Below are 18,280 nucleotides of genomic sequence, written 5' to 3' on the forward strand. Positions count from 1 at the left end.
GCTTAGGAATATGCGGTTACTTCATACATCGGACTGGCATCTGGGCCGTTCCTTCCACGGCGTGGGCATGCTGGACGCCCAGCGCGCGTTCATCGACCAGCTCGTGGCTGCTGTGTCCCGGCACCACGTTGATGTCGTCCTGATTGCCGGTGATGTCTATGACCGCGCCTTGCCCGGAGTGGACGTCGTCCACCTGCTGGACGACGCCCTGGTCCGGCTGACCTCCGCCGGGGCCAAAGTGGTGCTGACCAGCGGCAACCATGACTCGGCCATCCGCCTGGGCTTCGCTGCCCGGTTGCTGGAGCGCGGGGGAGTGCACCTCCGGACCAGGCTGGAGAGCCTGGACCAGGCGCTGCTGCTGCCGCTGGGCCAGGATGCGGCAGGAAAAGAAAGCGTGGCAGCCATCTATGGCATCCCGTGGCTCGAACCCCGGCTCGTCGCCGAGCAGCTCGGGGTGGATACCGCCAGCCACTTCGAGGTGACCCGGGCGGCCACAGCCCTGATCCGGCAGGACATCGAACGCCGTGAAGCGTCCTCCGTAGTCCATTCGGTGGTCCTGGCCCACACCTTCGCCAGTGGGGGCATCAGCTCGGACAGCGAGCGCGACCTCAGCATCGGCGGCGTGGGGGCGGTCCCCCTGGACCTGTTCGACGGCTTCAGCTACACTGCCCTGGGCCATCTGCACGGCCGGCAGTCCCTGTCGCCGCAGGTCAGGTACTCCGGATCTCCGCTGGCGTACTCCTTCTCCGAAGCCAGGCACCAAAAAGGGGCATGGCTGGTGGACATCGGTCCCGACGGGGTCGGCGCCGTAGAGGAAGTTCTGTGGGAAGCCCCGCGTGCCCTGGCCGTGCTCAGGGGTTCCCTGTCCGACCTCGTGGAGTCACCGCAGCACGAATGGGCTGAGGCCGCATATTGCCAGATCACGCTGACGGATGCGCAACGCCCCGCCCGGGCCATGGACCGGCTGCGCGCGCGGTTCCCCCACACGCTTGTGCTGGGATTCGATCCGGAGGGAGGCACCGCTGCCCCGGCTGCCACCTACAGCAGCAGACTGGCCGAGGCGCCGGATGACCTCTCGGTATGCTGCGGGTTCCTGGAGCACGTCCGCGGCCGCGTCCCTGACGACGCAGAGAAGGCAGCGCTCGCCGCAGCCCTGGAGAACGTCCGCCTCCTGGAGGGCTCACGATGAGGATCCACCACCTGCGGATTTCCGGCTTTGGCCCCTTTGCCGGTACCGAGGACATCGACTTTGACCGGCTGAGCGCACACGGCCTCTTCCTCCTCAACGGGCCCACCGGCGCGGGCAAGACCAGCGTCCTGGACGCCATCTGCTTTGCCTTGTACGGTTCTGTTCCCGGTGCCCGCCAGGACGGCAAACGCCTCCGCAGCGACCATGCGGAGCCGGCGCAGGAACCGGCCGTGACCTGTGAATTCTCCGCGCAGGGGCGGCGCTTCGAAGTGACGAGGTCGCCCGCCTGGGACAAGCCAAGCGCCCGCGGCAGGAACGGCTTCACCACCCAGCAGGCCAAGACGCTGCTGCGTGAGCGCGTGGATGGCGCGTGGGTGGAAAAGTCCGCCCGGAACGATGAAGCCGGAGCCGAGATTATGGCTTTGCTGGGGATGGACCGCGAACAGTTCACCCGCGTCGTCATGTTGCCGCAGGGTGACTTCGCCGCCTTCCTGCGGTCGAAAGCCGCGGACCGGCTGGAACTGCTGCAGAAGCTTTTCGGCACCCAGCGCTTTGAAGCCCTGGAGCAGGAACTTTCGCGCCAGGCACAGGATGCCCGGGAGAACGTATCCGTCCTGGCCGGGCAGCTTGGGCTCCTGGCGGCAAGGGCAGAGTCCGAAGCGGCCGCACTCGGGCTTGATGAGGCAGGTTCCCCTTCCGTGGAAAACACCGAAGCCCGGCTTTCGTGGCTGCGGACCGCCGTTAAGGAACGCCTGGGTGAACTGACCGGGCAGGCAAAGGCTGCACACGCGGCAAGTATGCGGCGGGCTGACGCCGTTGAGGAGGAAGCCGCCCGCCAGGACAGGCGCCGCAAACTGGAGGAAGCAACAGCACGGCAGGGCGCTGTGGAGGAAGCAGCGCCCCGGCTTCAAGACCTGTCCATGCGGCTTGCCCGCCACCGTCAGGCGGAGGTCCTGGACGGGCAGCTCCGCAGCGTCGACGCCGCCGCAGCCAAGGTCAGCAGCGCCGCCAGGGCTGCCGAATCAGCCTTCACCCTGCTCCGCATGGCCGTCGCCGAGGACGATGAGCTGGCCAACCTGGACCTGGCGCATCTGGACCTGGACGTGGCCGAAGACCGCCGACAGGATTACGCCGCGACGGCCGGTGCTGCCGCGGAAGAACTGGGGCGCCTGCGGTCGCTCCTTGCCGTCGTCGAGGCCAGGTTGCCGGACGAGGACAGGCTCCAGGCCCTCCGAAAACGGCACGGGGTGCTCGTGAAAAAGCGGGAGGACCTTGCCGCGGCTGCCGCCGAGCTGGACAATCGCGCGGGTTTGCTCCGCGAGGAGAAGGCAGGCATCGAGGCGGGGCTGGAGCACCTGGAACAGCGTGCGGGTACCGCCGCCCTGCGGAGCAAGGAAGCTGCATCGGCCGGGGAACTGCTGGATGTTGTCCGGCGTTATGGTGCCGCCGTTGCGGCGCGCCATGCCGTAAAGCTGCGGTATGAAGAATCCCGCGATGACCATTTGGAGGTGAAGCGCCGCTGGCTGGATATCAGGGAGGAACGGCTGGCCAATGCCGCCGCCGAACTTGCCGGCCAGCTGGAGCAGGGGGAGCCGTGCCCTGTCTGCGGAAGCGGAGAGCATCCTGCCCCTGCTGCCGCGGGCAGCGGCGGGCCAGGGCTTGCGCAGGAAGAGGAGGCTGCACACGCAGCTTTCGAGGCGGCCGAGGCCGCCTTCACCCGGGTCAGCGCCGAACTGGCCAACGCCGACCAGCTGGTGGCGGTCCTCGCCGGCCAGGGTGGAGACACTCCAGAAGCGGAGGCTGTTGCTGCTGCTGAGCAGGCGCGGGCTGCGGCGGCGGACGCCCAGCATGCGGTCAAGGAGCTGGCATCGGTCAGGCGGCGGCTTGAGACGCTCGACGCCGGCATTGAAGCCGCGCGGACGGCGAAGGCCGCTACCGAAGCCGACCTTGCCCACGCTGTGGCTTCGCTTGGGGACGCGGCCGAACAGTCGGCCGCGCTGGACAAGGCACTGTCCGGACTCAGGGGAAGCCACCGCAGCCTGGCCCAGCGGTTGCGGTCGCTGGAAAACGCCGTAGCTGTGCTGGACAAGGCAGTGGAAGCGCAGGCGTCCCTTGCGGCTGCACATGCCCAGGCGGCCGAGGCCCATGAACAGCTGGCACTCGCGTTGCCCAAGGCGGGCTTCGAATCGGCTGATGAAGCGCGCAGCCAGCTGCTTGCTGCGGCGGAGGCAACCGCGCTGCACGCTGAGGTCCGTGACGCCCAGGACGAGGCTGCCCGTGTCAGCGAACTGTTTGCTTCAGATGACATCGTGCTGGCCCTTCAGGAAAAGTCGGCCGGGTTCGAGGTGGACGTGCAGAGGCTCGCACTCATGCGCAACGAGGCTGCTGCCGCCCGGGAGGAGGCCCGCACAGCGGACCTCGCAGCCGGCCTGGCCGAACGGTGCTTGTCTTCGCTTACCGCCATCAGAGCCGAGTATGAGGCTCTCGCCGGGTCTGCGCGGGAACCGGCCGAACGGGCACAGATGCTGGCAGGGCTGGCGGACGCGGCGGCCGGCCGGGGTGAAAACAGCTACCGGATGAGCCTGAACAGTTACGTCCTGGCCGCGCGCCTGGAGCAGGTGGCCCTCGCAGCGTCCGAACGCCTGGTGGCCATGAGTGACGGCCGCTACCTGCTGCAGCACACGGACGCGAAGGCCGCCCGCGGTGCAAAATCGGGGCTCGGCCTGGAAGTGGTGGACCAGTGGACGGGATACCGGCGTGACACGTCCACCCTGTCCGGCGGTGAGTCTTTCATGGCGTCGCTGTCACTGGCACTGGGGCTGGCGGACGTCGTTCAGCAGGAGTCGGGCGGAGTGGAAATCGAGACGCTCTTTGTGGACGAAGGGTTCGGAAGCCTCGACGAGCAGTCCCTGGAACAGGTCATGGACGCCCTCGAGGGCCTGCGCGACGGCGGCCGCGTGGTAGGGCTTGTCAGCCACGTCGGGGAGATGAAGCAGCGCATCGGCACTCAGCTCCAGGTGCTGAAAGGCCGCAACGGATCCACCCTCCGGATTTCCGAGGCGCTGGACGTGCTGGTGGGAGCATAAGGCTGCCCTGCTACGGCGGTATACTGGGTCAGTTACCGGGTTGCGAGAATCGGGAGGAGGGACGATGCGCATGACTGAACGAGCCCGGAATTGACATCATCAGCCTCCCCTTCAACCACCAGCGCCACAGAAACCCCCGGCGCGCCACAGGCCACCAGTCCACACGCCACCCCGGACGCCGCTTCCCCTGACCACGCCGCCGGCACAGGCCCGGGTCGTTCCGCCTCAGCGGGGGCTGCCGGACGCGGCCGTTTCGCCCGCCTTCCCCTCCTGGCCGGCCGCAGCTTCATCCCACTTGGCCTCTTTGCCCGGTTGCCCCTTGCCATGCTGACGGTGGGAACCCTCACCATGGTCACCTCCGTTAGCGGTTCCTACGCTGTGGGCGGTGTTGCAGCAGGAGCGGTCGGGATCGGCTCCGCACTGGGCGCCCCGCTGCTGGGAGCCCTGGCCGACCGGCAGGGACAGCGGCCGGTGCTGGTCGCCGCCGCCGTCATCAACACCGCAGCCGTGCTGGCTTTGATCCTCGCCGCCGCCGGCATGGGAACGTCCGGCTTCCAGGCTGCCGTCCTTGCCGCAGCCTTCGCGGCCGGTGCCAGTTGCCCACAGGTGGGCCCGCTGGCCCGGGTCAGGTGGATGGCCCTGACGTCACGCGGCCGCCTGCAGGACAACGCGCGCGACCTGGACACCGCGCTTTCCTATGAAAGCACCGCCGACGAGGTGACCTTTGTCCTCGGACCGGCGCTGGTGGGGATCCTGGCAAGCCTCCTGGCACCCTGGCTTCCGCTGGCACTGGCAGCGGCCATGACCATCACGCTGGTGCCGGCCTTCGCCGCCCACCCCACACACCGTGCGGTGCGGCCACACCGCCGGGCGGCGGGCAAGGCGACGGGCACCGTCCCGGTTGCCGGCAGAATCCCGCCGGCGGTCGCGCTGCCCGTGTTCGCCATGGTCTGCATGGGAACGTTCTTTGGCTCAACGCAGGCTGCCCTCAGCTCCTTCTCGGCAGGTTTCGCCGGCTCGGAAATCGCCGGCCTGCTGTACGCCGTGATGGGCCTGAGTTCAGCGGCCACCGCACTGTCGGTCGCCTACTGGCCCCGGCGGTTCAGCCTGTCCTGGCGCTGGGTCCTGTGCGCCGGCCTGATGGCGGCGCTGGCACTGCTCCTGCTGGTGCCGTCGTCGCTGGCCGCGATGGTGGCGGTGCTGCTGATCCTGGGGCTCCCGGTTGGGCCGGTCATGGTGACTGTCTTCGCCGTCGGCGGTGTGGTGGCGCCGGCACGACGCCTTGGCACGGTCATGACGGCGCTGGCCAGCGGCATTGTGGCGGGTACGGCCCTTGGCTCGTCCATCGGCGGCCACCTCGCCGAGGCGGGCGGCCATCACGCGGCTTTCCTGGTGCCCGTCTGCGCCGCGGTGTCGCTGGCCCTCCTGGGAGCTGCTGCCGCCGTCGTCCTCCGCCGCAAACGCAACCGGACACAGGTGCCCTGACCGACGGAAACAATCCCGCAGGGCTGCTCCTTAAGGCGATGGCGCCCTTGCCGTCAGGCCAGCTGGCGCTCGATCCGGGCCGCGCTTTCGGCCAGTGCCGCGCCGACCCTTTCCGGCTCGTGTGATGAGCGGATGTAGACGACGGCGAGTGCTGCCGGCCGTCCACCCGGAACCCGAACCGGGGCTGCCAGGGACGATACGCCGGCGATCACTTCGTCGTGGCTGGCCGAGTATCCGTTCCGGCGGGCCTCGCCGGCCTCCGCCCGGTAGGGGACGCCCGTGTTCAGCCGGTCCCATTCGGCCTCGGTCATTGCCGACTGGATGGCGATACCCGGAGCGCCGGCGTTGATGGGATGCCGAGTACCGGGATGCTGGGCAACCGTTGCCCCTGAATGCCGGGGCTCCACCGTGACAAGGGTGATGCAGTCGTGGTGGTCCCACACCGCCACAAACGCTGTCATGTCCAGGGTGTTGGCCAGGTGCGTGAGCTCGGGGAGGGCGGCCGTCTGGAGGTTGCGCGAAACTCCCCGCGCCAGCACCGCAAGCCCGGGTCCCGGCTGCACCCGGCCGGCGTCATCCCGGACCAGGAGCGAGTGGTCCTCAAGGGTGCGCAGGATCCGATAGGCCACCGAGCGGTGCACACCCATGGCATCGGCCAGTTCTGCGATGGTCAGCGGGCCGGGCGCCGCTGCGAGGATTTCCAGGGCGCGGATCCCGCGGGAGAGAGTCTGGGACGGAGAAGCCTGTGCCGGCGCTGCTCCGGCCGGGGCTGCGGCGGTGGGAGTCATGGTGTCCATCCTAGGTGGCCGTCCGCCGCGGTACTGCGGCTCTTGTTGAGCAGCCCTTACAAGGCTAGCGTTCCTGAATAAGAACAGGCGGTTCCAATATAGAACTCACTGCTTCCGGAGTCCATCATGGCAAAGTTTGCGTCAGGCGTGTCCCGCCTCACATTTTCGTAGTACCCTACTAACTAACTGACCGTTCTGTCGGTAATCATGAAGGCGTCCCGGCGGCACTGCTGCCGATAAACAATGGAGTTTCAATGACCACACCTTCCAAGGTGGACACTCTTGCCGGTCCCAGTACCCGGCAGGAGGAACGCAAAGTCCTCGCCGGCACCCTCGTCGGCACCACCATCGAGTGGTACGACTTCTTCATCTTCGCCCAGCTGACCGCAACGCTGCTGTCACCGCTGTTCCTGGCGCCGCTGAACCAGTCCAACCCGGGGCTGGCGCAGATCCTCTCCTTTGCCCTGATCGGCATCAGCTTCCTGTTCCGGCCCCTGGGCGCCGTCGTCGCCGGCCACCTCGGCGACCGGCTGGGACGCAAGGCCATGCTCGTCTTTACCCTGGTGATGATGGGTGCCGCCACCGCACTGATCGGCATGCTGCCCACCTACGCGCAGATCGGCGCCTGGGCTCCCATCCTCCTGATCCTCCTGCGGATCATCCAGGGCTTCTCCGCCGGAGGCGAATGGGGCGGCGCGGCGCTCATGGCCGTGGAACACGCGCCCCTGAACAAGCGCGGCCTGTTCGGCGCCTACCCGCAGATCGGCGTGCCGATCGGCATGATCCTTGCCACCGGCCTGCTGTTCTTCCTCAACAGCAGCATGTCCCGTGAGGACTTCGCTGCCTGGGGCTGGCGGGTGCCGTTCCTGCTGTCCATCGTCCTGATCGTGGTGGGTTACCTCATCCGCCGGGCCGTGGCCGAAAGCCCGGTCTTCCAGGAAATGGCGGCCCGGAAAGCGGAAAGCAAGGCGCCCCTGGGCGAGCTGGTCCGCAGCCACAAGAAGCCGGTCCTGTACTCCACCATGATCTTCATCGCCAACAACGCGGCGGGGTACCTGCTGATCGCCTTCTTCATCGCCTACGCCACCCGCACACTGCAGATGCCCACCCCGCAGATCCTCCTGGCCACCACCCTGGCCTCCTTCGGCTGGCTGATCTTCACCCTGGCCGGCGGCTGGCTCTCGGACCGCATCGGGCGGGTCAAGACCTTCCTCACCGGCTACGCCATCATCTTTGCCTGGATGATCCCGATGTTCGCCCTGATCGACACCAAAAACATCTGGCTCTACGGCCTGGCGCTCTTCGTCCTCACGATCGGCCTTGGCCTGTCCTACGGTCCCATGTCCGCGATGTACGCCGAGATGTTCCCCGCGAATGTCCGGTACTCTGGCATCTCCATCGGATACGCCTTTGGCGCCATCCTGGGCGGCGCCTTCGCCGCGACCATCGCTGAATTCCTGCTGCAGACGACCAGATGGACGGGGTCCATTGGCATCTACATCATGGTGCTGTGCGTCATTTCCGCCATCGGGGTGCTGCTGGCAAAGGAAACGAAGGGGCGGCCGCTGGGCGTCAGCCACCACTAATCCCCACCGTCCCATGACGACGGCGGGCCCGGACTTCTCCAGTCCGGGCCCGCCGTCGTTGCCTGCCAATTCCAGGCGCTGTTACTGCTTCAGGAAGCCGATGGCGTCGTCGTCGGTCAGCTGTTCGAAATGCCGGTAAAAGCTGCCCACCGCGCGGAACTTGCCCGGTACGTGCAGGCACAGCACGGCGTCACAGACCCGCTCTACCGAGGCTTCGGCGTCGATGGACCCCACCGGGGCGGCGGCAACCACCGCGGCCGCACCGCCCTCGCGAACGGCCTCGACGGCGGCCCGCATGGTGGCCCCGGTGGCCAGGCCGTCGTCGATGAGCAGGACCGTCTTGCCGGCAACGTCACGGCCGGTTCCGGGGTAGACGTCCACCCGCCGGAGCAGTTCGGCGCGCTCGCGTTTCTCCACCTCGTCCAGCCACTCGGGGCGGACACCGTGCTCCATCACGCGGTCCAGCAAGGGCTTGTTGATCAGCCGGACGGTGCGGCCGCGTGCCCACGCCAGCGCCCCGTAGGCCGTTTCCTCATGGCCCGGAATCCCCAGCTTGCGGACCAGGACGGTTCCCAGGGGAAGGTAGAGGGCCTTTGCTGCAGCAGCGGCCACCGGGATCCCGCCGCGGGCGAGGCCCAGGACCAGGGTGTCCGGCCGCTCGCGGAACTGCGGAAGCACCGCGGCCAGGCGCTCACCCGCCTCCGTGCGGTCTTCAAAAAGCGTAGCCATCTGCTCCTCCAGGCTTTCCAGGCCCCCGGTTTCAGCCTACCGCCAGGAACCCGGCACGGTGCGTTCGGCGGACGTTCCGCTGGGGAAACCGGACGTCAGACCGACAGGAACGTGATGGCGGCCTGCTTGAACGCCCTGCTGGTGACAGCGTTGGTGTGGTTCCGCCCCGGCAGGACCAGCTGCTCGGCCATAGAGCCGGCGTTCTGCGCCAGCTCCGCAAGCTTCGGCAGGCTACCAATCCGTTCATCCTGGTCACCGGCCACCAGGAGCATCGGCACGTGCGGGACGGCTTCGGACGGGTCGTAGGGTTCCGCCTTGATCGCCTCCACCAGGGAGAGCAGCGCGAAGATGTTGTTACTGGGCAGCAGCAGGGCCATCTTCAGGAGCCTGGCCGTGGATTCGTCGGCGATGGGCGTGCCGTCGGCCAGGTAGTCCTGCGCGGCCACAAGATCGAACTCGGCCAGCGGATCGGCAATGTTCGGCCCGCCCAGGACCAGGCGGTGGACGAGTTCAGGCTGGGTGGCCCCAAACTCCCAGGCGAGCCGGGAACCCAGTGAATAACCAACAACGTCCAGGCCGCTGGAAGGGTCACCGTCCTGCAGGGGCCGCACGCCGGCGTCGAACGCTGTCTGCAGCAGGTCCGCGCGGATCCTGCTCGGGGAGTAGGAGTCGCGGTCCTCGGGGGCGCCGCTGCGGCCATGGCCCGGCAGGTCTACGGTGATGACCCGGCGTCCGGCCTCGAGGAGGGCGGCCACCCAGCCGGTGTCCTCCCAGTTCAGCTTGGAGGAGGAAGAGAAGCCGTGGAGCAGCAGGACCGGCCGGAGCCCGGCGTCAACGGCGGGATCATGCAGCGCCACATACAGCTGCGGGTCGGTGCCCTCCACGGTGTGCGTCTGCTGCTGCCCTGTGTGCCTGCCGCTCATGGTGTCAGTCCTCATCAACTACGGCGCCCGGGGACCCGGCGCTACGGTTCCTCATCCTTCGGAGCCGTGCCCGCGAAGGTAGGCACCACTCTACCTGCCGGGCGAACCGGAAAAACCGAGGCCCGCTGCCCCCTTCCACTCCAAGCGGGGGCGCGGCCTACCGGTCCTGCCGTGTCCGGCCGGTGAGCCGGGCACCGACTGCGCAGGCTGCCGCAATGCCCGCAATCAGTGCGAAGGTGCTGAAGAGCTGCACCCGGCTGCTGTCGGCGCTGAAGCCCACCGCGAAAATAAGGCCCAGCAGGACCAGTCCCAGGATGGTAAGCCCCGGAAATCCCTTCATCCGCAGGGGCAGGGGAGTGCCGTCACGGTCGGCGCGGCGCCGCAGGACCAGTTGGGACACCAGTGCGCTGCCCCACACCACCAGGCAGGTGGACCCGACCAGCTGGAACAGGGCAGGCAGGATCCGCTCCGGGAACAGCAGTTCCAGGACCGTGGCGATGAAGCCGAAGGCCACGGACACGCCCACCGCCAGCATCGGGACGCTCGCGCCGCTCAGCCGGGACAGGAAGCGCGGCGCCTCCGCCCGCTCGGCCAGGGAGTAGACCATCCGCGACGCCCCGTACAGGTTGGCGTTCAGCGCCGACAGGAGGGCGACGACGGCCACCAGGGTGATGGCGGTTGCGGCGCCGGGGATCCTGGCCGCTTCCAGGACGCCCGCAAAGGGTGAGGCCAAACCTTCGGAGGTGGCCGGCAGCACGGCGGCAATCACAAAGACCGAACCGATGTAGAAAACCAGGATGCGCCACACCACGGTGCGGATGGCCTTGCCCACGCTGTGTTCAGGGTCTTCGGTCTCCGCGGCCGCCACCGAAACGATCTCCGTGCCGCCGAACGCGAAGATCACCACAAAAAGCGCCGACGCAACGCCGCCCAGGCCCTGCGGGGCAAAATCTGCGGTGAGGTTGGCCAGGCCGGGGGACGCGACGTCCGGAAGGATGCCCAGGAGCAGGGCGGCGCCCACGGCCAGGAACAGCACGATTGCCGCCACCTTGAGGATGGCGAACCAGAACTCAAACTCACCGAAGTTCCGGACGCCGGCAAGGTTGATGCCGGTGAACACCACCATGAACACCAGTGCCAGCGCCCAGACGGGAACCACGGGCCAGACGGAGAACAGCAGGCCCGCTGCGCCAAGTGCTTCCGCAGCGATCACCACCACCAGCTGCAGCCACCACAGCCAGCCGATGGTGGCGCCCGCGGTCTTGCCCATGGCCCGTTCGGCGTAGACGGAGAAGGCGCCGCTGTTCGGGTTCGCGGCAGCCATCTCACCCAGCGCCCACATCACCAGGATGATGAGGGTTCCCGCCACCAGGTAGGAGATGAGCACGGCGGGGCCTGCCGCCTGGACGCCGGCCCCCGACCCGAGGAACAGTCCTGCGCCGATGGCGCTGCCCAGTCCCATCATGGTGAGTTGGCGGGGTTTCATGTTGTGGCCGAGGTGGCTGTGCGGACGCGCGGTGGCGGACTTCGTTGTCATGCGGGCTGAACCTTCTTGGGGTCTAGGGAAAGGGCTCCTCGTGGGACCACTTGAATTTACCGTGTTGGGGGCGCCGGCCGTACCCGGCAGATCCGGTGCCGGACTACGTGCGGCCGGAAACATTTCCCATTCCGGCCGGAATGCCCGTAGAATTAGTTTTGGTCACGATGACCATAACTAAAGCGGGCGCCCAGCGCCCGAATCGGCCGAAGGCGGTGGAAGCATGTACAGCAGCTCAGCGAATGTCTCGGAGCGCCAGGCTGCGCCGCCGTCACTGGCCATCTCCACCGTCATTTTCGCGCTCCGGCCCAGCGAGACGTCCGGCCGGCCCACGCTCTGGCTGCCGCTGGTCCGCCGCATCCGGGAGCCCTTCAAGGGACTCTGGGCTTTGCCGGGCGGGCCGCTCACGCACAGCGAATCGCTGCAGGACGCCGCGTCGCGGAACCTTCGGGAGACAACCGGGCTGGCCCCCAGCTACCTGGAACAGCTGTACGCCTTCGGCGGCCTGCACCGCTCACCCACCCAGCGCGTGGTCTCGATCGTCTACTGGGCGCTGGTCCAGCCGACGGAGGCTGCCCTGGCGGACGTCTCGGAGAACGTCAGGTGGTTCCGCGCGGACCGCCTTGGGGACCTGGCGTTCGACCACAACGCCATCGTGGACTACGCGCTGTGGCGGCTGCGCAACAAACTTGCCTACGGCTCCGTGGCCTACCACCTGCTGGGCGAGTACTTCACCCTGGCGCAGGTCCGGGAAGTCTACGAGGCGGTGCTGGACCGCGAACTGGATCCCGCAAACTTCCGCCGGCAACTCAGGTCCACCCCCGAAATCGAAGAAACAGACCACTTCCTCCAGGGCGGCAAGCACCGCCCGCCACGCCTCTACCGCTTTACCGGCCGGCCCGGCCTTGACCCAGACAACAGGAGCACACTATGAGCAGCGTCAACACAGCAATCCAGCTGATCACGCGCGAACAGGCCGAAAAAGGCGCGGCGGCGAAGGGCAGCACCTGCAGCCCCGCCCTCGCCAAGGGCCCGTGGGACTACGACCTGGCCGAGGCCCTCGCCGGCGTGCCCGCTTACGGTCCCGGAGCGTCCAGTGCCGACGTTGCCCCGGCCGGCACGCCCCGCCAGGGTCAACTTCCCGAGGAGTACAAGCAGGCCAGCGACGCCGAGCTGGCCGGACGTATCCTCGCGGCAAAGGCTGAACTGGGGGACCGCGCCGTGATCCTGGGCCACTTCTACCAACGGGACGAAGTGATCCAGTACGCGGACTTCGTGGGTGACTCCTTCCAGCTGGCCAACGCCGCACTCACCAGGCCCGACGCGGAAGCGATCATCTTCTGCGGCGTCCACTTCATGGCCGAAACCGCAGACATCCTCTCCACCCCCGAACAGGCCGTCATCCTGCCCAACCTTGCCGCCGGATGCTCCATGGCCGACATGGCGGACGCCGACTCCGTGGCTGAGTGCTGGGAACAGCTGGAGGAAATCTTCGGCTCCGAGCCCGACGCCGACGGCCGGGTTCCGGTCATCCCCGTCACCTACATGAATTCCTCCGCAGCCCTCAAAGCCTTCTGCGGCGAGCACGGCGGCATTGTCTGCACCTCGTCCAACGCCAAAACCGTCCTGGAATGGGCCTTCCAGCGGGCCCGCCGCGTGCTGTTCTTCCCGGACCAGCACCTGGGCCGCAATACCGCCAAGGCCCTGGGCGTGCCGCTGGAGCAGATGCCCATGTGGAACCCCCGCAAGGACCTCGGCGGGAATGACGAGCAGGCCCTCCTGGATTCCCGGGTCATCCTGTGGCACGGGTTCTGCTCCGTCCACAAGCGCTTCAGCGTGGCGCAGATCGAGAAAGCCCGGGCCGATTTCCCGGGTGTCCAGGTGATCGTCCACCCCGAGTGCCCCATGGAGGTGGTGGACGCTGCGGATTCGGCGGGCTCCACGGACTTCATCAAAAAGGCCATCGCCGGCGCCACCGAGCCCACCACGTTTGCCATCGGCACCGAGATCAACATGGTGAACCGGCTGGCGGCCGAATACCCGCAGCACACCATCTTCTGCCTGGACCCCGTGATCTGCCCCTGCTCCACCATGTACCGGATCCACCCGGGCTACCTCGCCTGGGTGCTCGAGGAACTCGTTGCCGGCCGGGTGGTCAACCGGATCACCGTTGACGACGCCGTGCAGGCCAACGCCCGGACCGCGCTCGAGCGCATGCTCGCCGCCAGGCCATAATGAAGAGGCAGCCGAACATGCCCGCCCACAGGGCGGCAACCCAGCCGCGGGGCAACGCTGGCAGCGTCCCGCGGCGGCGGCTGATCGTCGTCGGCAGCGGCATCGCCGGCCTGTATGCCGCGCTGCTGGCAGCGGACGCCGGCGCAGACGTTGTCCTGCTGACCAAGGGCCAGCTGGATGAAAGCAACACCTGGTACGCCCAGGGCGGCATCTCGGCCGTGCTCGCCGACCCCGCACCCGGAGACTCCGTGGCTGCGCACATTGCCGACACGCTCCAGGCCGGGGCCGGGCACTGCGACGAGGACGCCGTCCGCCTGCTGTGCACCGAAGCGTGCCAGGACATCGCAGGGCTGCAGCGCTTCGGCGTGCGTTTCGACCTGGCACACGACGGCGGCCCGGCCCTGGGCCTGGAAGCGGCACACAGTGCCCCCCGCATCCTGCATGCAGGCGGCGATGCCACCGGCGCCAAGGTGGCTGAAGGCCTCATCCGCTCGGTACTGGCAAGGGAGGCGGAGGGAAAGCTCACCGTCCTGGCCGAGGCCTATGCCACCGCCCTCGTGCAGCGGGACCGCAAGGTTACCGGCCTGGAGTACCTGCGGGACGGCCGCCGCTGCAGCCTCCAGGGGGACGCTGTCCTCCTGGCCACCGGGGGAGCGGGACAGCTGTTCGCCCAGACCACCAACCCCGCCGTGGCCACAGCCGACGGCCTCGCGCTCGCCGTCCGCGCCGGCGCCGCCGTGTCAGACCTGGAGTTCTTCCAGTTCCACCCCACCTGCCTGGTGAACGCGGCCACGGCCCACCCCGCCCGTCTGGACGGGCCCCTGCTGATTTCCGAAGCCGTCCGCGGTGAAGGGGCAATCCTGCTGGATGCCGGTGGCCGCCGCTTCATGCGGGCCTACCACCCCGACGCCGAACTTGCCCCGCGCGATGTGGTGTCCCGCAGCATCGCCCTGCACCTGGCCAAGCTCGGCGACCCCAACGGCCACGTCTACCTGGACGCCCGGGTCATCGAAGAAACCCGCGGCACCGGCTTCCTCGAACGCCGGTTTCCCACCCTCACCCGGAAAACCCGCGAGGCCGGCATCGACTGGACCCGCGAACTGGTCCCCGTCGCGCCCGCTGCCCACTACTGGATGGGCGGCATCACCACCGACCTCCACGCCCGCACCAGCATCCCCGGCCTGTACGCTGCCGGCGAAGCTGCCTGCACCGGCGTCCAAGGGGCAAACCGGCTGGCCAGCAACTCCCTCCTCGAGGGACTCGTCTTCGGGCGCCGCGCTGTTCAATCCTTTCTTTCCGGTTCTGCTTGGGTGTCGCCTGACGGCGCTCCTCCGCGTACTAGCTCGGCCGCGGGCGGCCTCCCTTTGACGTACGCTTCCGGAGCCCCGGCAGTCGACGAGGGCGGGTCACCTTCAGAAGGGCTTCCGATCAACGCGGCGGCCGAATCGGGTGCTTCGGGTGGGAGCCTGCTTGCCACCTTCGGTGGGGGAGGGGAGCCGTTTTCGCGGGATGCTCTTCGGCGGTTGATGACTTCGCATGCCGGGGTGCTGCGCTCCAAGGAACTGTTGGTAGAGGCGGCCGGAATCCTCGACCGGTGGGCCGCCGTCGTTCTTCCCGATGCTGTTGCTGCCGGCGGGGATGGCGATCCTGTGGAACTCGAGGACCGGAATTTGTTGCTGGCAGCCCGGCTGCTGGTCGCTGCCGCGCTTGCCCGCCGCGACTCCCTTGGGGCGCATTACCGCAGCGACGAGCCCGACGAACCCGAAACGTATTCCCTTCGCCCGAAAGCGAGCCTCCTCAATGACTGAACACTCCGTGCTGGACCAGGCCACCCGCAGGCACGCGGCCCCCGCGCTGACCCTGCCCGCGGCGCCCGTCCGGGAGATCCTCGAACGCGCCTTCGCCGAGGACGCTCCTGCCGGTGACATCACGTCCCAGCTCCTCATTCCCGCGGACGCACGCGCCACGGCCGTACTGAACGCCCGCGTCCCCGGCGTCCTGAGCGGGGCAACAGTCTTCCGGGACGCCATGCAGCTCGTGGATCCCGGCACCTCCGTTGAGCTGCTGGTGGGCGATGGGGAAACGTTCGACGCCGGAACCCACCTCGCCCGGGTCAACGGACCGGCGCGGTCGGTGCTCCTTGCCGAAAGGGTAGCGCTGAACCTGGTCCAGCGGATGTCCGCCATCGCCACCAGGACCGCCGAGTTCGTGCAGCTCACGCAGGGCACGTCCGCCCGGATCACGGACACCCGCAAGACAACCCCCGGGCTGCGCGTCCTGGAACGGTTCGCCGTGCGCTGCGGCGGGGGAGCCAACCACCGCTACAGCCTCTCCGACGCCGTTTTGGCCAAGGACAACCACCTGGCCGTCATGACCGGCGGGGACCCGGCCAAGCTCACCGGACTCCTGCTGGCCGCCAAGGCCCAGCTGGGCCACACCACGCACTTCGAAGTGGAAGTGGACCGCATGGACCAGATCGAACCCGTCCTGGCCGCAGGCGTGGACACCATCATGCTGGACAACTTCACCGTGGACGAGCTGAAGGCGGGCGTGGCCCTGGTGGCAGGACGGGCACGGGTGGAAGCGAGCGGAAACGTCAACCTGGAGACCGTTGCAGCCATCGCCGCGACGGGTGTGGACGTCATCTCCGTCGGTGCCCTCACCCACACGGTGGCGGCCCTGGACCTCGGCCTGGACGTCGAACTGACCGTGCGGTGAACACGCCGTGATCTTCCTCGACGCCGCCGCCACCACCCCGGTCCGCCGGGAAGTGCTGGACGCCATGTGGCCCTACCTGACCGGCGAATTCGGAAACCCCTCGAGCCATCACAGCCTCGGTGAGGCAGCGGCCCGGGCGCTCGCAGATGCGCGGGCCTCGGTTGCTGCCGTCCTCGGCTGCCGGCCCGGCGAGGCGACGTTCACCTCCGGGGGCACGGAGGCGGACAACCTGGCCGTCAAAGGTATTGCCCTGGCACGGCAGGCTGCCGACCCGGCGCTGACCAGGGTGGTGATCAGCGCCGTCGAACATCCCGCGGTGGAGGAGTCAGCCCGGTACCTCGAGCGCTTCCACGGCTTCACCGTCGATGTGCTTCCCGTGGACAGCACCGGCCAGGTTACGCCGGAAGCACTGGCCGGCCTTCTCCGGCCGGAAACCGCTCTTGTCAGCGTCATGTATGCCAACAACGAGGTGGGCACCGTCCAGCCCGTCGCCCGGCTGGCCGCCCTGGCCCGGGAGTACGGTGTGCCCTTCCACACCGATGCCGTCCAGGCGGGGGGCTGGCTGCCGCTGGACACCAAGGCGCTGGGCGTTGATGCCATGAGCATCTCCGGCCACAAGCTCGGTGCGCCCAAAGGCTGCGGCCTGCTGTTCGTGCGCGGCCGGACCAGGCTGGAGCCGGTCATCCACGGCGGCGGCCAGGAACGCGGCCGGCGCTCCGGGACGGAAAATGTGGCGGGAGCCGTTGGCCTGGCCACCGCCCTGACGCTTGCCCAGTCCCGGCAGCGGGACCAGGAAGTGCGGGTAACGGCGCTCAGGGACACGTTCATCAGTGCCGTGCTGTCCGCTGTACCCGGGGCGGTCCTCACCGGCCATCCCACAGAGCGGCTTCCATCCGTGGCGTCGTTCTGCTTTCCCGGGACGAGCGGCGAATCCGTGCTCCTGGAACTGGAACGCCAGGGTGTAGTGTGCTCAAGCGGATCAGCATGCGCCGCCGGCTCCGATGCGCCCTCACCCGTGCTGACCGCCCTCGGGATTTCCGCCGAGGTTGCGCAGACGGCGGTACGGTTCAGTTTTGACGCGTCGGTGACGACGGAAGACCTGGACGCCGCTGCCCGGGCAGTCAGCACGGCGGTCGCGAGTGTCAGGACCCTCGGCGCGGGCTAGCGGTGCCTGGTCCTAGCAGGCGGTGGACGGGCTGTTGTTCCTCCACGAGGGCGGGGGAGGAAAATGGATCCGTCACTCGTCAGTAAAGCTCGCCTACCGGGATCTCCACGGCCAGCCTGTTGGACGGGCCGGGCAAAGGGCATGCCCAGGCCTCGTTGTACGCACACGAGGGGTTGTAGGCAAAGTTGAAGTCCAGGACGAACGTGGCACCGGGGCCGGTGCCCTGGACGCCGTGGAAAGCGCCCTTGATGGTGTCCAGCAGATACCGGCCTGCCCCGTAGGTTCCACCCGGCTGCCCTGCTGTGGCGTCGCGGAAGGGCACGAAGATGCCGCCGCCGTAACCGTGGAGCTTCCAGACCGCGAGCTGCCCCATCTCCGGCAGGTCGAACGTGCCCAGCCGGATGAAGCGGACCACGCCGTCGGTGCCCGTATCCACGGTCAGTTCGCGGCCGGCACCTTCCTTGGTCAGCGGCACATGGAAGCGGTAGATGGGATCGTAGTCCGCAGTCTTCAGCCCCGAAAACCGTGCCTTGTCTGCCGCGGTCAGCGCGGACGCCGGGTGTGTGGCAAACATTAGGTCGCGCTGGTGCCGCCAGTAGGAATGCGCCTCCGCCGGATTCTCCGCGGAAAGCTTCCGGACATTGTCATACAGCGCAAATGTCCGCAGCCGCCAGTCTGCAATGTCGACGGCGGAGATGTCCGCCGGGGTTTCTTCGGCTATGCCGTGCTGTTCCGCCATAGCCCCAGCCTAGCCCCCGGGGCAGGCACACCCGTCCGACGGCGACACGCCCCGCGGGTGCACCGGTTCCGGCCCGCGGGACCTGGCAGGAAACGCCCGC

The 18,280-nt window shown here is 68.2% G+C and carries 14 protein-coding genes; 9 read left to right on the top strand and 5 right to left on the bottom strand.

Annotated elements, in window-relative coordinates; all coding sequences use genetic code 11:
* Nucleotides 1-10 precede the first annotated feature (10 nt).
* From AC5RWA_RS17025 to AC5RWA_RS17035, 3 genes are all read left to right on the top strand, one after another.
* A complete protein-coding gene (locus AC5RWA_RS17025; protein ID WP_494058446.1) occupies nucleotides 11-1,189 on the top strand; it encodes an exonuclease SbcCD subunit D in 1,179 nt (392 codons plus the stop codon).
* Nucleotides 1,186-4,275, top strand: coding sequence for an AAA family ATPase (locus AC5RWA_RS17030; protein ID WP_494058447.1), 3,090 nt, complete (start codon nucleotides 1,186-1,188; stop codon nucleotides 4,273-4,275). Before AC5RWA_RS17025 ends, AC5RWA_RS17030 begins: the two co-directional genes overlap by 4 nt.
* Nucleotides 4,276-4,365: 90 nt before the next feature.
* Nucleotides 4,366-5,760 carry an MFS transporter gene (locus AC5RWA_RS17035; protein WP_494058448.1) on the top strand — a complete coding sequence of 465 codons (1,395 nt, stop codon included), beginning with the start codon at nucleotides 4,366-4,368 and terminating at the stop codon, nucleotides 5,758-5,760.
* A 53-nt stretch (nucleotides 5,761-5,813) separates the two neighbouring features.
* On the opposite strand, the gene AC5RWA_RS17040 is transcribed toward AC5RWA_RS17035, so the two are convergent.
* Nucleotides 5,814-6,548 carry an IclR family transcriptional regulator gene (locus AC5RWA_RS17040; RefSeq protein WP_079597707.1) on the bottom strand — a complete coding sequence of 245 codons (735 nt, stop codon included), beginning with the start codon at nucleotides 6,546-6,548 and terminating at the stop codon, nucleotides 5,814-5,816.
* 254 nt (nucleotides 6,549-6,802) lie between these two features.
* Between AC5RWA_RS17040 and AC5RWA_RS17045 the strand changes: the two genes are divergently transcribed.
* Nucleotides 6,803-8,134 carry an MFS transporter gene (locus AC5RWA_RS17045; RefSeq protein ID WP_079597708.1) on the top strand — a complete coding sequence of 444 codons (1,332 nt, stop codon included), beginning with the start codon at nucleotides 6,803-6,805 and terminating at the stop codon, nucleotides 8,132-8,134.
* Between the two features lie 81 nt (nucleotides 8,135-8,215).
* Here AC5RWA_RS17045 and AC5RWA_RS17050 read toward each other — a convergent pair whose 3' ends face one another.
* The 3 genes from AC5RWA_RS17050 to AC5RWA_RS17060 form a co-directional block, all read right to left on the bottom strand.
* Nucleotides 8,216-8,863, bottom strand: a complete 648-nt coding sequence (locus AC5RWA_RS17050) for a phosphoribosyltransferase (protein WP_494058449.1) — start codon at nucleotides 8,861-8,863, stop codon at nucleotides 8,216-8,218.
* Between the two features lie 95 nt (nucleotides 8,864-8,958).
* Nucleotides 8,959-9,786 carry an alpha/beta fold hydrolase gene (locus AC5RWA_RS17055; protein ID WP_079597760.1) on the bottom strand — a complete coding sequence of 276 codons (828 nt, stop codon included), beginning with the start codon at nucleotides 9,784-9,786 and terminating at the stop codon, nucleotides 8,959-8,961.
* A 157-nt stretch (nucleotides 9,787-9,943) separates the two neighbouring features.
* Complete coding sequence (locus AC5RWA_RS17060) at nucleotides 9,944-11,323, bottom strand: amino acid permease (protein WP_494058450.1); 1,380 nt, start codon at nucleotides 11,321-11,323, stop codon at nucleotides 9,944-9,946.
* 223 nt (nucleotides 11,324-11,546) lie between these two features.
* Here AC5RWA_RS17060 and AC5RWA_RS17065 point away from each other — a divergent pair, with 223 nt between their 5' ends.
* Genes AC5RWA_RS17065 through AC5RWA_RS17085 form a run of 5 tightly spaced genes read left to right on the top strand, consistent with a single transcriptional unit; the run spans nucleotide 11,547 to nucleotide 17,441 of the window.
* Nucleotides 11,547-12,257, top strand: coding sequence for an NUDIX hydrolase (locus AC5RWA_RS17065; RefSeq protein WP_079597711.1), 711 nt, complete (start codon nucleotides 11,547-11,549; stop codon nucleotides 12,255-12,257).
* Nucleotides 12,254-13,558: a quinolinate synthase NadA gene (gene nadA / locus AC5RWA_RS17070; protein WP_494058451.1), complete on the top strand. Its 1,305-nt coding sequence runs from the start codon at nucleotides 12,254-12,256 to the stop codon at nucleotides 13,556-13,558. Before AC5RWA_RS17065 ends, nadA begins: the two co-directional genes overlap by 4 nt.
* A gap of 17 nt (nucleotides 13,559-13,575) precedes the next feature.
* On the top strand, nucleotides 13,576-15,366 hold the full coding sequence (nadB, locus tag AC5RWA_RS17075) for an L-aspartate oxidase (protein ID WP_494058452.1): 1,791 nt from the start codon (nucleotides 13,576-13,578) through the stop codon (nucleotides 15,364-15,366).
* Nucleotides 15,359-16,276, top strand: a complete 918-nt coding sequence (nadC, locus tag AC5RWA_RS17080) for a carboxylating nicotinate-nucleotide diphosphorylase (protein WP_079597714.1) — start codon at nucleotides 15,359-15,361, stop codon at nucleotides 16,274-16,276. The genes nadB and nadC overlap by 8 nt, the downstream gene beginning before the upstream one ends.
* A gap of 7 nt (nucleotides 16,277-16,283) precedes the next feature.
* Nucleotides 16,284-17,441 (top strand): cysteine desulfurase family protein, encoded by a 1,158-nt coding sequence (locus tag AC5RWA_RS17085; RefSeq protein WP_494058453.1) that lies wholly within the window; start codon nucleotides 16,284-16,286, stop codon nucleotides 17,439-17,441.
* A 79-nt stretch (nucleotides 17,442-17,520) separates the two neighbouring features.
* On the opposite strand, the gene AC5RWA_RS17090 is transcribed toward AC5RWA_RS17085, so the two are convergent.
* Entirely contained in the window at nucleotides 17,521-18,180 is a 660-nt protein-coding gene (locus tag AC5RWA_RS17090; RefSeq protein WP_079597716.1) for a DUF1684 domain-containing protein, read from the bottom strand.
* Nucleotides 18,181-18,280: the final 100 nt, after the last annotated feature.

Source organism: Arthrobacter sp. 210 2, assembly GCF_059093025.1.

Excerpts from the sequence above, each read along its gene's own strand:
- AC5RWA_RS17025 (WP_494058446.1), top strand. The coding sequence starts at position 11 with ATGCGGTTACTTCATACATCGGACTGGCATCTGGGCCGTTCCTTCCAC.
- AC5RWA_RS17030 (WP_494058447.1), top strand. The coding sequence starts at position 1,186 with ATGAGGATCCACCACCTGCGGATTTCCGGCTTTGGCCCCTTTGCCGGT.
- AC5RWA_RS17040 (WP_079597707.1), bottom strand. The coding sequence starts at position 6,548 with ATGACTCCCACCGCCGCAGCCCCGGCCGGAGCAGCGCCGGCACAGGCT.
- AC5RWA_RS17045 (WP_079597708.1), top strand. The coding sequence starts at position 6,803 with ATGACCACACCTTCCAAGGTGGACACTCTTGCCGGTCCCAGTACCCGG.
- AC5RWA_RS17050 (WP_494058449.1), bottom strand. The coding sequence starts at position 8,863 with ATGGCTACGCTTTTTGAAGACCGCACGGAGGCGGGTGAGCGCCTGGCC.
- AC5RWA_RS17055 (WP_079597760.1), bottom strand. The coding sequence starts at position 9,786 with ATGAGCGGCAGGCACACAGGGCAGCAGCAGACGCACACCGTGGAGGGC.
- AC5RWA_RS17060 (WP_494058450.1), bottom strand. The coding sequence starts at position 11,323 with ATGACAACGAAGTCCGCCACCGCGCGTCCGCACAGCCACCTCGGCCAC.
- AC5RWA_RS17065 (WP_079597711.1), top strand. The coding sequence starts at position 11,547 with ATGTACAGCAGCTCAGCGAATGTCTCGGAGCGCCAGGCTGCGCCGCCG.
- nadA (WP_494058451.1), top strand. The coding sequence starts at position 12,254 with ATGAGCAGCGTCAACACAGCAATCCAGCTGATCACGCGCGAACAGGCC.
- nadB (WP_494058452.1), top strand. The coding sequence starts at position 13,576 with ATGCCCGCCCACAGGGCGGCAACCCAGCCGCGGGGCAACGCTGGCAGC.
- nadC (WP_079597714.1), top strand. The coding sequence starts at position 15,359 with ATGACTGAACACTCCGTGCTGGACCAGGCCACCCGCAGGCACGCGGCC.
- AC5RWA_RS17090 (WP_079597716.1), bottom strand. The coding sequence starts at position 18,180 with ATGGCGGAACAGCACGGCATAGCCGAAGAAACCCCGGCGGACATCTCC.